Annotated in this window: 12 protein-coding genes; 9 read left to right on the top strand and 3 right to left on the bottom strand. The window is 63.8% G+C overall.

The window, feature by feature from the left end; translation table 11 throughout:
- Positions 1 to 84: 84 nt before the first annotated feature.
- The 5 genes from AC0L2Z_RS07020 to AC0L2Z_RS07000 all read left to right on the top strand — a co-directional run bounded on the left by AC0L2Z_RS07020 (position 85) and on the right by AC0L2Z_RS07000 (position 6,679).
- Complete coding sequence (locus AC0L2Z_RS07020) at positions 85 to 1,365, top strand: acetylornithine deacetylase/succinyl-diaminopimelate desuccinylase family protein (protein WP_473627286.1); 1,281 nt, start codon at positions 85 to 87, stop codon at positions 1,363 to 1,365.
- 130 nt (positions 1,366 to 1,495) lie between these two features.
- Positions 1,496 to 2,971, top strand: a complete 1,476-nt coding sequence (locus tag AC0L2Z_RS07015) for an ABC transporter substrate-binding protein (protein WP_473627285.1) — start codon at positions 1,496 to 1,498, stop codon at positions 2,969 to 2,971.
- A gap of 257 nt (positions 2,972 to 3,228) precedes the next feature.
- Positions 3,229 to 4,176: an ABC transporter permease gene (locus AC0L2Z_RS07010; protein ID WP_128176797.1), complete on the top strand. Its 948-nt coding sequence runs from the start codon at positions 3,229 to 3,231 to the stop codon at positions 4,174 to 4,176.
- Positions 4,173 to 5,042 (top strand): ABC transporter permease, encoded by an 870-nt coding sequence (locus tag AC0L2Z_RS07005; RefSeq protein ID WP_091598282.1) that lies wholly within the window; start codon positions 4,173 to 4,175, stop codon positions 5,040 to 5,042. The genes AC0L2Z_RS07010 and AC0L2Z_RS07005 overlap by 4 nt, the downstream gene beginning before the upstream one ends.
- Positions 5,039 to 6,679, top strand: coding sequence for an ABC transporter ATP-binding protein (locus tag AC0L2Z_RS07000; RefSeq protein WP_473627283.1), 1,641 nt, complete (start codon positions 5,039 to 5,041; stop codon positions 6,677 to 6,679). Before AC0L2Z_RS07005 ends, AC0L2Z_RS07000 begins: the two co-directional genes overlap by 4 nt.
- A 22-nt stretch (positions 6,680 to 6,701) precedes the next feature.
- Here the strand turns inward: AC0L2Z_RS07000 and AC0L2Z_RS06995 are convergent, their stop codons facing one another.
- Positions 6,702 to 7,133 (bottom strand): TerB family tellurite resistance protein, encoded by a 432-nt coding sequence (locus tag AC0L2Z_RS06995; RefSeq protein ID WP_023802995.1) that lies wholly within the window; start codon positions 7,131 to 7,133, stop codon positions 6,702 to 6,704.
- A gap of 471 nt (positions 7,134 to 7,604) precedes the next feature.
- On the opposite strand from AC0L2Z_RS06995, the gene AC0L2Z_RS06990 reads away from it, so the two are divergent.
- The 3 genes from AC0L2Z_RS06990 (at position 7,605) to AC0L2Z_RS06980 (ending at position 9,216) form a co-directional block, all read left to right on the top strand.
- The gene (locus AC0L2Z_RS06990) at positions 7,605 to 7,775 is read left to right on the top strand and encodes a hypothetical protein (RefSeq protein ID WP_023798964.1); all 171 of its coding nucleotides are present in this window, start codon (positions 7,605 to 7,607) and stop codon (positions 7,773 to 7,775) included.
- 100 nt (positions 7,776 to 7,875) lie between these two features.
- Entirely contained in the window at positions 7,876 to 8,709 is an 834-nt protein-coding gene (locus AC0L2Z_RS06985) for a helix-turn-helix domain-containing protein (RefSeq protein WP_473627282.1), read from the top strand.
- 84 nt (positions 8,710 to 8,793) lie between these two features.
- On the top strand, positions 8,794 to 9,216 hold the full coding sequence (locus AC0L2Z_RS06980) for a VOC family protein (protein WP_473627281.1): 423 nt from the start codon (positions 8,794 to 8,796) through the stop codon (positions 9,214 to 9,216).
- On the opposite strand, the gene AC0L2Z_RS06975 is transcribed toward AC0L2Z_RS06980, so the two are convergent.
- Positions 9,213 to 10,685, bottom strand: coding sequence for a cobyric acid synthase (locus tag AC0L2Z_RS06975; RefSeq protein WP_473627280.1), 1,473 nt, complete (start codon positions 10,683 to 10,685; stop codon positions 9,213 to 9,215). The two genes, AC0L2Z_RS06980 and AC0L2Z_RS06975, sit on opposite strands and share 4 nt — an antisense overlap.
- Positions 10,685 to 11,299 carry a dimethylsulfonioproprionate lyase family protein gene (locus AC0L2Z_RS06970; RefSeq protein ID WP_473627278.1) on the bottom strand — a complete coding sequence of 205 codons (615 nt, stop codon included), beginning with the start codon at positions 11,297 to 11,299 and terminating at the stop codon, positions 10,685 to 10,687. Before AC0L2Z_RS06970 ends, AC0L2Z_RS06975 begins: the two co-directional genes overlap by 1 nt.
- A 151-nt stretch (positions 11,300 to 11,450) precedes the next feature.
- Between AC0L2Z_RS06970 and AC0L2Z_RS06965 the strand changes: the two genes are divergently transcribed.
- Positions 11,451 to 12,620 carry an isobutyryl-CoA dehydrogenase gene (locus AC0L2Z_RS06965; protein WP_287203367.1) on the top strand — a complete coding sequence of 390 codons (1,170 nt, stop codon included), beginning with the start codon at positions 11,451 to 11,453 and terminating at the stop codon, positions 12,618 to 12,620.
- Positions 12,621 to 12,872 lie beyond the last annotated feature (252 nt).

Below are 12,872 nucleotides of genomic sequence, written 5' to 3'. Positions count from 1 at the left end.
CCGTGGCGACATGTAACCACATAACTAGGGCGCGACCCGCCAACAGGCTTGCCAAAACGCACCGTTGGCTGCTCAATTCGTCGAATGAACGAACTCCTGCTGAAAGCGGTCGATGATCGGGTCGACGACCTGGTCGCGCTGACCGCGGACCTGATCCGCTTTCCGACCATCAACCCGCCCGGCGAGGCCTATCGGCCATGCGCCGAATACGTCGGAGCGCGGCTGAAAAAGCGCGGCTTCGAAGTCGAATTCATCCGCGCCGAAGGCACGCCCGGCGACACCGACCGCTACCCGCGCGTCAACGTGGTCGCCCGCTTCGATGGCCGCTCGCCCGGCGCCTGCGTGCATTTCAACTCGCATATCGACGTGGTCGAAGCCGGCGACGGCTGGAGCCTCGATCCCTTCGCCGGCATCGTCAGGGATGGCAAGGTCCATGGCCGCGGCGCCTGCGACATGAAGGGCGGCCTGGCCTCCTCGATCATCGCCGCCGAGGCCTTCATGGAGGTTTTCCCCGACTTCCCGGGCGCCATCGAGATTTCGGGCACGGTCGACGAGGAGTCCGGCGGCTTCGGCGGCGTCGCCCATCTGGCAAAGCTCGGCTATTTCTCCAAGCCGAAGGTCGACCACGTCATCATCCCCGAGCCGTTGAACAAGGATCGCATCTGCCTTGGCCATCGCGGCGTCTGGTGGGCGGAGATCGAGACCAAGGGCGAGATCGCGCACGGCTCGATGCCGTTCCTCGGCGACAATGCGGTGCGCCATATGGGCGCCCTGCTAAGGGCTTTCGAGGACGATCTGTTCCCGGCGCTCGACCGCAAGGTGACGCGCATGCCGGTCGTGCCCGACGGGGCCAAGCGCTCGACCATGAACATCAACTCGATCCATGGCGGCCAGACCGAGGATTTCCGGCCTGGCCTGCCCTCGCCCAATGTCCCCGATTCCTGCCGGCTGGCCATCGACCGCCGCTTCCTGCTCGAAGAGGATCTTGGCACGGTCAAGCGCGAGGTGACCGATATCCTCGACCGGCTGAAGCGCGAGCGCAAGAAATTCGACTACGAGATCCGCGATCTCATGGAGGTGCTGCCGCTGATGACCGAGCGCGATGCGCCGGTGGTCAAGGCGGTGGCGCGGGGCATCATGGAGGTATTCGACCGCGAGCCCGACTACGTGATCTCGCCCGGCACCTACGACCAGAAGCACATTGCCCGCATCGGCCACATCTACGACTGCATCGCCTATGGCCCGGGCATTCTCGACCTCGCCCACAGGCCCGACGAATGGGTGGGGATATCAGACATGGTCGAATCGGCCAAGGTGATGGCGATCGGGCTCAACGTGCTGCTGAGGGGCGCGGGCGCTCGGTAGCCGGTGATGGGCGGAAAAACATTCCTGCCGGCGCCGCCGGAAAGCACGAAACGCAATTTACTCCTTGGTGAAATCACGCTTCTATCCACCGGGTTTCGAGCATGTTTTTGAGCATATCGGGAGTTGCACGATGAAATTGTGGAAAACCATTCTCACCGCTGCGGCCCTGGTGCTGTCTGCCGAAACATCGGCATTTGCCGCGCGCGATCTGGTCATCGGCATCACGCTCGAACCTCCGCATCTCGATCCGACCGCAGGTGCTGCGGCGGGGATCGACGAGGTGCTTTACGCCAATGTGTTCGAGGGGCTGACCCGCATTGGCCCGAACGGCGAGGTGCTGCCGGCTCTCGCCGAAAGCTGGACCGTTTCCGACGACGGCAAGGTCTACACCTTCAAGCTGCATAGCGGTGTGAAATTCCATGACGGCACCGACTTCAATGCCGACGACGTCAAATTCTCGCTCGATCGCGCCCGTGCCGACAACTCCGTGAACGCACAAAAGGGCCTGTTCGCCGCCATCGATACGGTCGAAATGGTCGATCCGGCGACGGTCAGGATCACGCTGAAGAACCCGCAAAGTTCGTTCCTCTACAATATGGGCTGGGGCGACGCGGTCATCGTCGCGCCGGAGACAGCCGACACCAACAAGGAAACCCCTGTCGGCACCGGCCCGTTCAAGTTCCAGAACTGGGCCAAGGGCTCGTCGATCACGCTGATCAGGTCCGACGCTTACTGGGGTGCCCCGGTCTCCCTCGACAAGGCCGAGTTCCGCATCGTCACGGATGCCGCAGCCGCCGTTCCGGCGCTGCTTTCCGGCGATGTTCAGGCCTTCCCGTTCTTCGATCCCGACAGCGTCGCCCAGATCCAGGGCGACCCGCGCTTCAAGGTGGTGATCGGCGCGACCGAGGGTGAGACCATCCTTTCGATGAACAACAAGAAGCCGCCTTTCGACCGGCTGCAGGTCAGGCAGGCGATTTCGTTTGCGCTCGACCGCAAAGCGATCATCGACGGCGCCTCGGCCGGCCTTGGCGTGCCGATCGGCTCGCACATGTCGCCCGCCAACAAGGCCTATGTCGACCTCACCGGTCTCTATCCGCACAATGTCGAGAAGGCCAGGGAACTCTTGAAGGAAGCCGGCCTGGAGAACGGCTTCAAGGCGACGCTGAAACTGCCACCACCCCCCTATGCGCGACTTGGCGGCGAGATCATCGCGTCGCAGCTTCGCGATGTCGGCATCGATCTGCAGATCGTGCCGGTGGAATGGGCGCAGTGGCTGGACCAGGTCTTCACCAAGAAGGACTACGACCTGACCATCGTTTCACATACCGAACCCAACGACATCGATATCTATTCGCGCAAGGATTATTACTTCAACTACGACAACCCGACCTTCGACAAGATCATCGCCGATCTGAACCTCACCTCCGATGAGGCCAAGCGCATGACGCTGCTCGGCGAGGCGCAGAAGATACTGGCCGACGATGCCGTGGTCGGCTTCCTCTACGAACTGCCGAAAGTCGGCGTCTGGGACGCCAAGCTCGAGGGTTTTTGGGCAAATGCGCCGATCCAGGCCAATGATTTGACCAAGGTGAAGTGGACGGAGTGAGGGGCTGCTGGCCAAAGGGGCGAAGCTTGCAGCCGGTGGCACCCCCCCTCTGTCCTGCCGGACATCTCCCCCTCAAGGGGGGAGATTGGCAGTTGCCATGCCGGTGCTAGCCCTGCAACGCTGATGATTAGCGAAAGCATCAATGAGGGCTTAATCTCCCCCCTTGAGGGGGAGATGTCCGGCAGGACAGAGGGGGGTTGGCGGGAACGCAACCTTCATCCAGTTGCCGTGCTGAACGGACCTGCGGTCCTCCCCCCATGACCGCCTATCTCCTCAAGCGTCTTGCCATCGCGCTCATCACGCTGGTCCTGGCCTCGATGGTGGTCTTCGCCGTGCTGGAGATCATTCCCGGCGACCCGGCGCGGCTGATGTTGGGCATGAATGCCAGCGCCGACCAGGTCGAGTTGCTGCGCAACCAGATGGGCCTCAACGCGCCGCTCGCCGCGCGCTATCTGCACTGGGCCGGCGGCTTGCTGAGCCTCGATTTCGGCCGTTCCTACACCTATTCGGTGCCAGTCATCGACCTGGTCCGCGAGCGCATCGTGGTCTCGCTGCCGCTGGCCCTGATCGCGCTGGCGCTGTCCACCATCATCGCCATTCCGGTCGGGCTGTTTTCCGCCGGCCGGCACGGGCGGGCCGGCGACACGATCGCGATGGGCGCCGCCCAGCTTGGTGTTGCCGTGCCGAACTTCTGGTTTGCGCTGATGCTGATCTACCTGTTTGCCGTCTGGCTGCGGCTGGTGCCGGCCGGCGGCTTTCCGGGATGGAGCGCCGGCGTCTGGCCGGCGCTGAAATCGCTGGTCCTGCCGGCGATCGCGCTCGCTCTGCCGCAAGCGGCGATCCTCGCCCGAGTCACCCGCTCGGCGCTGATCGAAGTGCTGAACGAGGACTATATCCGCACTGCCCGCGCCAAGGGTCTGCCCTATCGCGCGGTGCTGTGGCGGCACGCGCTGCGCAACGCAATGATCCCGGTGCTGACCATTCTCGGCCTGCAGTTCGCCTTCCTGCTCGCCGGCACCATCATCATCGAGAACGTCTTTTATCTCCCCGGCCTCGGCCGGCTGGTGTTCCAGGCGATCACCCAGCGCGACCTGATCGTCGTCGAAAGCGTCGTCATGCTGCTGGTCGCCGCCGTCATCGCCGTCAACCTGCTTGTCGATCTCTCCTATGCGGTCGTCGATCCGCGGCTGAGAAGCCGCCAATGACGCTGCGCTTCGACATCCCCGAGGAAAATTTTGCCGACATCCTCGTCAAGGCTTTCACCAACCGCTCGTTCCTCACCGGCTTCGTCATCACTGCACTTGTGGCGGCGGTCGCCATCGTCTCGTTCTTCTGGACGCCTTTTGACGTCACCAGGCTGATCATCGCCGACAAGACCCAGGCACCCTCGCCGGCGCACTGGTTCGGCACCGATCATTTCGGCCGCGACATTTTTTCCATGATCATGGTCGGCGCCCGCAATTCGATCGCGGTGGCGCTGGTGGCGGTCGGTATCGGCATGGGCGTTGGCGTGCCGCTCGGCGCCCTTGCCGCGGCGCGCGGCGGCGTCGTCGACGAGGCGGTGATGCGGCTGAACGATCTCGTCTTCGCCTTCCCTGCCCTGCTGTCGGCGATCATGATCACCGCCATCTTCGGCCCGGGCGCGCTCAACGCCATCGTCGCCATCGGCATTTTCAACATCCCGGTCTTCGCCCGCGTCGCCCGGGCCGGCGCGCTGGCGATCTGGCCGCGCGAATTCATCCTCGCCGCGCGTGCCGCCGGAAAAGGCAAAGCACTGATCACCATTGAACACGTGCTGCCCAACATCGTTACTTTGCTCCTGGTGCAAGGCACCATCCAGTTCGCGCTCGGCATCCTGGCCGAAGCCGGGCTTTCCTATGTCGGGCTCGGCACACAGCCGCCGATGCCGAGCTGGGGGCGGATGCTGTTCGATGCCCAGACGCGCATGGGGATGGCGCCGTGGATGGCGATCTTTCCAGGCATGGCGATCGTCGTCACCGTGCTTGGACTGAACCTGCTCGGTGACGGTATTGCCGACATCCTCGACCCAAAATCGCGGCGGCAGCGATGAGCCTGCTCGAAATCGAGAAATTGTCGCTGACGATCGGCGACACGCCGATCCTGAGGGATGTCGAGCTCGCCGTCGCGCCCGGCGAGGTGATGGGGCTGGTCGGCGAATCCGGCTCGGGCAAGTCGATCACGGCATTGACGGTGATGCGGCTTCTGCCCTGGGCGGCGCGCGCCAGCGGGCGCGTCGTCTTCGACGGCATCGACATCCTCGCTGCCAGCGAAGACCAGATGTGCGCGCTGCGCGGCGATGATATCGGCATGGTTTTCCAGGAACCGATGACGGCGCTAAATCCGGTCAAGACCATTGGCGAGCAGGTCGCCGAAGGCATCCGCTGGCACACCAGGGCAAGCCGCGCCGACGCCGAGGACCGCGCTCGAAAAATGCTCGACCGGGTCGGCTTGCCCGCAGCGCAATTTCCGCTGTCGCGCTATCCGCACGAGCTTTCCGGCGGCCAGCGCCAGCGCGTCGTCATCGCCATTGCCTGCGCGCTGAAACCAAAACTGCTGATCGCCGACGAGCCGACGACGGCGCTCGACGTCGTGCTGCAGGCGCAGATCCTCGACCTGTTGCGTGACCTGGTTTCAGAAAACCGCATGGGTCTGCTGTTGATCTCGCATGACCTCGCGGTGGTGACCGAAATGGCGGAGCGCATCACCATCCTGCGCCACGGCGAAGTGATGGCGGCCGGCGACACGGCCCGCACCCTATCCGAGCAGCTTCATCCCTACACAAGACAACTTGCGCAGGCCTCGATGCATGTGCCGGCGCGTGCCAGGACAAACGAGGTCGGCCAAGACAACCCCATGCTCCAGGCCAAACCTCTTCTTCAGGTAGAAAGCGTGACGCGGGACTATCCGGGACGGCGCAAATCGCTGCTGAAGCGCGCGGTTCCGACCCGCGCCGTCGACGATGTCTCGTTCTCGATCGATCCTGGGCAGTCTGTGGCGCTGGTCGGGCGTTCCGGTTGCGGCAAGTCCACGCTTGCCCGCATGGTCCTGGCGCTGGACGGGCCGACATCGGGAACGATCCGGTTTCGCGGCGAAGTCATCACCGACAAGAGCGAGGCGGAGCTCAAGCCGGCGCGCCGCGACATGCAGGTGGTGTTCCAGGACCCATACGGCTCCTTCGATCCGCGCCAGAAGGTGGAAAAACTGGTCGCCGAGCCACTGCATGTCCTGGACAAAAGGCCGACGAATGCAGAGCGGCGCGAGATGGTGGCAAAGGCCTTGCACGAGGTCGGCCTTGGTCCACGCGACATGGACAAATATCCGCACGAATTTTCAGGCGGCCAGCGCCAGCGCCTGTCGATCGCCCGCGCCATCATCACCCGCCCCAAGCTGGTCGTCGCCGACGAGCCGGTCTCGGCGCTCGACGTCTCGATCCGCGCCCAGATTCTCGATCTGTTCGCCGAGCTCAACCAGAAGCTCGGCGTTGCCTATCTGTTCATCACCCACGATCTGACCGTTGCCCGCGCCATTACCGACCAAGTGATGATCATGCATGCCGGCAAGATCGTCGAGCGCGGCAGGACGAGCGCGGTTCTCGACCATCCGCAGTCCGAAGCCGCCAAGGCGCTGGTCGCTGCGGCCCCGGATCTGCACCGCGCGATTGCCCGGCGGTTACAGGAACAGGGGTGAACAGCCGACCGTCGGGAGAGGCTTACTCTTCGGCCTTCACCACATCGGCCGGGCTGATGTCGAGCAAGTCGAGGGTGCGGCGCAAGAGCTGCATCTCTGTCCCGGCAAGTTGCGAATCGGCCTTGGCGATCTCGGCCATATGGCGGGCAAGCAGGCTGCGCCTCTCGACGTCGAGGTCACGGAACTGCGCGATGGCTTGCGAGCCGTTGGTCTCGTAGCCGAACTCGTTGAGATACTCGATGACGCTGTCGATGCTGGCTTCCGGAATGCCGAAGGCTTCCCGGCAGATGCGCCTGAAGGCGGCCATTTCACTCTCGTTGACCGTGCCGTCGGCCAAGATCATGCGAAACAGCATCAGCAGTTCCGCCGACAGCACCGGATCGTCCGCGACCTTGCGCACGCCGGGGTCGCCGTCGAAGATCGAGCGTATCTGCTCCAGCAATGCGAATGCCATCAGCGACCCCTTTCCGATTCGTTGCAAATAGGTAGCGCGGAATCGGCCTTGCGCAAATGGTCGGCTGTGGTTCGACAGGGGCAATCGCTTCACCACCACTTCTCCCATCACTATACGGCAGGGCAATCGCGTTTGGATTCTTGCGAAGGGGGACCCCCACCCTAACCCTCCCCACAAGGGGGAGGGAACGCTGCCGCGCTTAACTCCCGCTTTTGCGCCGAGAGGGAGGCCATTTACCAAAGTCAGCGCCAACGGAAGTCTCCCTCCCCCTTGTGGGGAGGGGTTAGGGGTGGGGTACATCGTAGAGCGGCAGCCTCGGATTCGCAGCTAAGATAGCCCTGCACCGCATCGTTTCTGGCCATTCCATCAAGCTACCGGCCGATCCAGCGAACCCGCTGCGCACGCTGATTGGTGTGTGAACGGGGCGCCTGATAGGATGCGGTTGTACGAATCATGTCGGAGGAGCCACACATGAATCTCAGTGCGCCTACGCAGCTTATTTTCATCATATCCCTTGTTATCGCCATCATCGGTCTTCTCGCCGCTCTCGGCGTTTTTGCGTTCATTCCCCTGGCCGCGGTGTGGATCGTCCTCATCGCTTATGTCGTGCTTGCCGGCGGCTGCCTGGTTCGCGGCGCTTAAGCCCTCAGATCTCTCAGGCAACTCGGAGCGCCCGGCCACAAGCCGAGCACTTTTGATTCTGAGGGTTGGTCTGCTACCATCCGCGGGCGGAGGAAAGCTCATGTCTGCCCAGAGCGAAGACGGCAGCAACCAGCACAGTCCTGGCCTCGACCGGTTCGAGATGGTTCGGCGTGCGCCTGGCCCTTGGCTCCAGGGTTCAGTCACTGACATCTGCGGCTACCGCGAAACCATGCCCGGCCGTTTCCGCAACGTCGAATACGCATCGCTGACCGTGCCGCTGGTCATCAGCTTTGCCGAACCCTTCGCCATCGGGCTCGGCAAGGAGCCGGGCGACAACGACCGCTTCGCCAGTTTCGCCGCCGGCCTCTATGCCGGTCCGGTGGTGATCGAATCCCGCGGCGGCGCCTGCTGCATCCAGGTCAATTTCACCCCGCTCGGCGCCCGACGCTTCTTCGGCCTTGCGATGAGCGAACTGACCGACCGCATGGTCGGCCTCGACGATGTGCTCGGGATCGAAGGCATCGCGCTGCGCGAAAGACTTGGCAATGCGCACGGCTGGAGCGCACGTTTTGCCATCGTCGAGACGTTCGTCGCCGCGCGGCTGACCGACGCCCGCGAAATGCGGGCCGAAATCGCCTGGGCCTATGACCGGATCATCGTCTCGGGTGGCCGCATTCGCGTCGCATCGCTCGCCGACAGGCTGGGCTGGAGCCGCAAGCATCTCGCGGGAAAATTCTCCAACGCGATCGGCGTCGGCCCCAAGACGCTGTCGCGCATCGTCCGCTTCAACCGGGCGCTCGGCCTGTCAAGGCAGGGCAAATCCGATTGGGCTGATATCGCCGCCGATTGCGGCTATGCCGACCAGGCGCATCTGGTGCGCGAATTCCGCGACCTTGCCGGCGAAACGCCGACGGCGCTGGCCGCCCAGGCATAGAGGCGCAGGTAACATTTCTTCAAGACGTGGGAAAAGCCTTCGCCCAGACTGGATTATCGTCCAATCCAATTGAAGGAGATCGCCATGACCATGTCAGTCGAACCGCCCAGGCTCTATCCGACCTTGCGCTACCGCAATGCCGCGAAAATGATCGACTGGCTGGGTGAAGCCTTCGGCTTTGCCGTTCGTGCCCGCTACGGCGAAGGCGACATCGTCCAACACGCCGAACTGACTTTCGGCTCTTCGATGATCATGCTGGGCACTGCACGCGACGACAAGTTTGGCCAGATGGTCGGTGCGCCTGGCCCGGGTGGCGGCAGATCGATCTATGTTGCCGTCGACGATGCCGATGCCGCTTATGCCAGAGCCAAGAAGGCCGGCGCCGAAATACTGGAAGAGCTCACCGACCGCGACTATGGCAGCCGCGAGTTCATCTGCCGCGATCCGGAAGGCAATGTCTGGTCGTTCGGCACCTATTGGCCAAAGGCCGGTGAGCCCGCCAGCTAACGCGCCAGACCAAAGATGGCGTCGCAGTCGAGGTGGGTTTCCAGTTCGGCTGCGACCTCGTCCAATGCCCGTTCGACCTCGGCGCGATAATCGATGCCGCCGCCTTTGACGCCGAGATTTTCCAGGAATTTCGCCCGAAAAGCGTCGGCGGAAAACAGCCCGTGCAGATAGGTCCCCGACACCTTGCCGTCGGCGGAGACGGCGCCGTCATCGGCGCCGTTGATGACGGCGGACGGCCGCAGCGTGTCGGGACCGGTGGTGCGGCCGAGATGGATCTCGTAGCCCTCGAGCGGCAGGTCGAACTGGACCGAACGCGCGCTGACATTGCGCACCGTCTTTTCCGGTTGCATCACCGTTTCGACGTCGAGCAGGCCGAGCCCCTCGGTCTCGGTGGCGCTGCCCTCGATGCCGTCGGGATCGCGCACGACACGGCCGAGCATCTGGAAGCCGCCGCAGATGCCGACGACGTGGCCGCCGCGCTTGCGGTGGGCGACAAGGTCGCGGTCCCAGCCATTCTCGCGGAATCTTAGCAGATCGCCAATCGTCGACTTCGAGCCCGGAATGACCACCAGCCCAGCGTCGGCCGGCAAATGCTGGCCGGGCGGCACGAAGACGACCTCGACCTGCGGCTCGGCCTTGAGCGGGTCGAGGTCGTCGAAATTGGCGATGCGCGAAAGCGTCGGCACGGCCACCTTCAGCGCGCGCTTCTCGCCGGACGCCAGGCGTTCGAGCACAACCGAATCTTCCGAGGGCAGCCGCGCCGCCGCCTTCAGCCACGGCACGACGCCAAAACAGCGCCAGCCGGTGAAGCTCTCGATCGCCTTGATGCCGTCATCGAACAGCGAGACATCCCCGCGGAACTTGTTGATGAGATAGCCGACGATCATGCGCCGGTCCTCTTCCGGCAGGATCAGATGGGTGCCGGCGACCGAGGCGATGACGCCGCCGCGGTCGATGTCGCCGACCAGGATCACCGGCACGTTGGCGCGCGTCGCAAAGCCCATATTGGCAATGTCGCGGCTCCTGAGATTGATCTCGGCCGGCGAGCCGGCACCTTCGACGATGACGAGATCGGCACCCTCGCCGACCTTGGCCCAGGAGTCGAGCACGGCATCCATCAGCCGGGCTTTCAGCGCTTGGTAGTCGCGTGCCCGCGCCTCGCCGAACACCTTGCCCTGCACCACCACTTGGGCGCCGATATCGGTCTGCGGCTTGAGCAGCACCGGGTTCATATGGACGGTGGGCGCAACGCCACAGGCGATCGCCTGCAGCCATTGGGCGCGGCCGATCTCGCCGCCGCGTCTGTCGCCCGGTATATTGGCGACGGCGGCGTTGTTCGACATGTTCTGCGGCTTGAACGGCCGCACCTTCAGCCCACGCTTTTTCGCCACGCGGCAGAGGCCCGCGACCAGCACCGTCTTGCCGACATCGGAGCCTGTGCCCTGCAGCATGATCGCCTTGGCCGCCATTAATTCCTGCCCTGTGAAACGCTGCCGGTGATCGTGGATTTCGCGGCCAGTGGTCCGCCGCGCCAGATGTAGAGCGCCAGCAGAGGCTCCTTGCCGGTGCGCATGGCATGGGTGACATCAGAGGCATGGTGGATCACCTCACCCGCCTCTCGCTTGCGAAAGTCGTCTTCGTCCATGCGCCATTCGGTGCCGCCGGTCAGCGGAATGTAGATCTCCTCGGCGACATGATGGTGGTCGGGATAGACGATTTCAGGTCCGAGGATCAGCAAGCCGGCCGCGGCCTCGTCGTTGACGAAATGGCCGCGCATGCCGAAGACCTCCAGCCAGCCGTACTTGTCGATGAATGTCTTGCCGAGATCCGCCTCGCTGTAGGTCTGCCCCCAGCGCAGCTCGCCGCGACGCTCCGCAAGCAGCCGCGCCAACGGCTGGGCGTTGGCCGGAGCGAGCTCGACGATGCGGTCGAGCTGGCGCAGGCAGGCAAGCGGACGCGGCTCGAGCGGACGCGCCGGCATGGCCCAGCCGATCCGGGCCACCGCATCGCGCACCAGCGCATCATCGAATGTTTCGAGCGTGGCGTGGAACCGTTCAAGCAGCTCATCGAAATTTGTCGTCACGCCCTGCTCCAGACACGCATTCTCATACAGCCGCCCCCAGATGGTGGAATGGAGATGGTCGGCTTGCGCGGCGGCATCATTGGTCTAGATTGAACCGCGCGCAAAGCCAAAAACGACAGGCCAGGAGGCCGAAGACATTACGGAGCACGCCATGGACGCCGCTGTCGATGCGGGCACCAGCCAGTTCGAACTCAACGAGGACCAGCGCGCCATCCAGCAAATGGCCGAGGCCTTCGCTGCCGATCGCGTTGCGCCGAACGCGCTCGACTGGGACCGCAACAAGCATTTTCCGGCGGACGTGATCCGCGAGACTGGCCCGCTCGGGCTTGGCGGCATCTATGTCGGTGACGATGTCGGCGGCTCGGCGCTCGGCCGGCTCGACGCGGTGCTGATCTTCGAGGCGCTTTCGCGCGCCGATCCGGCCTTCTCCTCCTTCATCTCGATCCACAACATGGTGGCTTCGATGATCGACCGCTTCGGCAGCGACGAGCAGCGCCAGCACTTCCTGCCGAAGCTGACCTCGATGGAATGGCTGGCGAGCTATTGCCTGACCGAGCCGGGTTCGGGATCGGATGCCGCGGCGCTGAAGACGCGCGCGGTGAGGAGCGGTGGCGACTATGTGCTGAACGGCGTCAAACAGTTCATTTCGGGCGCCGGCGACAGCGACCTCTACATCGTCATGGCGCGCACCGGCGCCGACGGTCCGAAGGGCATTTCGACCTTCGTCGTGCCGAAAGATGCGCCCGGCCTGTCTTTCGGCGCCAACGAGCACAAGATGGGCTGGCACATGCAGTCGACCCGCCAGGTCGTCTTCGAGGACTGCAAGGTGCCGGTTGAAAACCTGCTCTCGGACGAAGGCGCCGGCTTCGGCATCGCCATGGCCGGGCTCGACGGCGGCCGGCTCAACATCGCCGCCTGTTCGCTGGGCGGGGCGCAATCGGCGCTCGACAAGGCGCTGTCCTACACCGCCGAACGCAAGGCCTTCGGAGCCAAGATCAACCAGTTCCAGGCGCTGCAATTCAAGCTGGCCGACATGGAGACCGAGTTGCAGGCAGCACGGATATTCCTTTACGCCGCTGCCTCGAAGCTCGACCGCAAGGCCCCGGACGCCTCGAAATGGTCGGCGATGGCGAAGCGCTTCGTCACCGACGTCGGCTTCAACGTTGCCAACGACGCGCTGCAACTGCATGGCGGCTATGGCTATCTGCACGATTACGGCATCGAGAAGCTGGTGCGGGATTTGCGCGTTCACCAGATTCTCGAAGGCACCAACGAGATCATGCGCGTCATCATCGCACGCGCGCTGATCGGGCGGCAGTAGGGCAGTAGGGCAGTAGGGCAGTAGGGCAGTAGTAGTGACCGGCAGGATCAATTCTTACAAGGACCTTATTGTATGGCAGCAGGGGAGATATCTGGCGCATGATCAAGCTCTATCTCATGCGACCTAGGCATAGGAAAATGCTTCGCAACTTATAAGCAACTAGCGCCCGAATAGGCTGCCCTACTGCCCTACTGCCCTACTGCCCTACTGCCCTACTGCCCTACTGCCCTACTGCCCTACTGCCCTACTGCC

The sequence above is a fragment of the Mesorhizobium sp. WSM4850 genome (assembly GCF_055811735.1).
Note: the sequence above shows the minus strand (reverse complement) of the source record. Positions and strands in the feature narration are given on the sequence as shown.

What these genes read in the sequence shown, in the direction of transcription:
- AC0L2Z_RS07005 (WP_091598282.1), top strand. Translation starts at nt 4,173, where the DNA reads ATGACGCTGCGCTTCGACATCCCCGAGGAAAATTTTGCCGACATCCTC.
- AC0L2Z_RS06985 (WP_473627282.1), top strand. Translation starts at nt 7,876, where the DNA reads ATGTCTGCCCAGAGCGAAGACGGCAGCAACCAGCACAGTCCTGGCCTC.
- AC0L2Z_RS07015 (WP_473627285.1), top strand. Translation starts at nt 1,496, where the DNA reads ATGAAATTGTGGAAAACCATTCTCACCGCTGCGGCCCTGGTGCTGTCT.
- AC0L2Z_RS06975 (WP_473627280.1), bottom strand. Translation starts at nt 10,685, where the DNA reads ATGGCGGCCAAGGCGATCATGCTGCAGGGCACAGGCTCCGATGTCGGC.
- AC0L2Z_RS06980 (WP_473627281.1), top strand. Translation starts at nt 8,794, where the DNA reads ATGACCATGTCAGTCGAACCGCCCAGGCTCTATCCGACCTTGCGCTAC.
- AC0L2Z_RS06995 (WP_023802995.1), bottom strand. Translation starts at nt 7,133, where the DNA reads ATGGCATTCGCATTGCTGGAGCAGATACGCTCGATCTTCGACGGCGAC.
- AC0L2Z_RS06990 (WP_023798964.1), top strand. Translation starts at nt 7,605, where the DNA reads ATGAATCTCAGTGCGCCTACGCAGCTTATTTTCATCATATCCCTTGTT.
- AC0L2Z_RS07010 (WP_128176797.1), top strand. Translation starts at nt 3,229, where the DNA reads ATGACCGCCTATCTCCTCAAGCGTCTTGCCATCGCGCTCATCACGCTG.
- AC0L2Z_RS07020 (WP_473627286.1), top strand. Translation starts at nt 85, where the DNA reads ATGAACGAACTCCTGCTGAAAGCGGTCGATGATCGGGTCGACGACCTG.
- AC0L2Z_RS07000 (WP_473627283.1), top strand. Translation starts at nt 5,039, where the DNA reads ATGAGCCTGCTCGAAATCGAGAAATTGTCGCTGACGATCGGCGACACG.
- AC0L2Z_RS06965 (WP_287203367.1), top strand. Translation starts at nt 11,451, where the DNA reads ATGGACGCCGCTGTCGATGCGGGCACCAGCCAGTTCGAACTCAACGAG.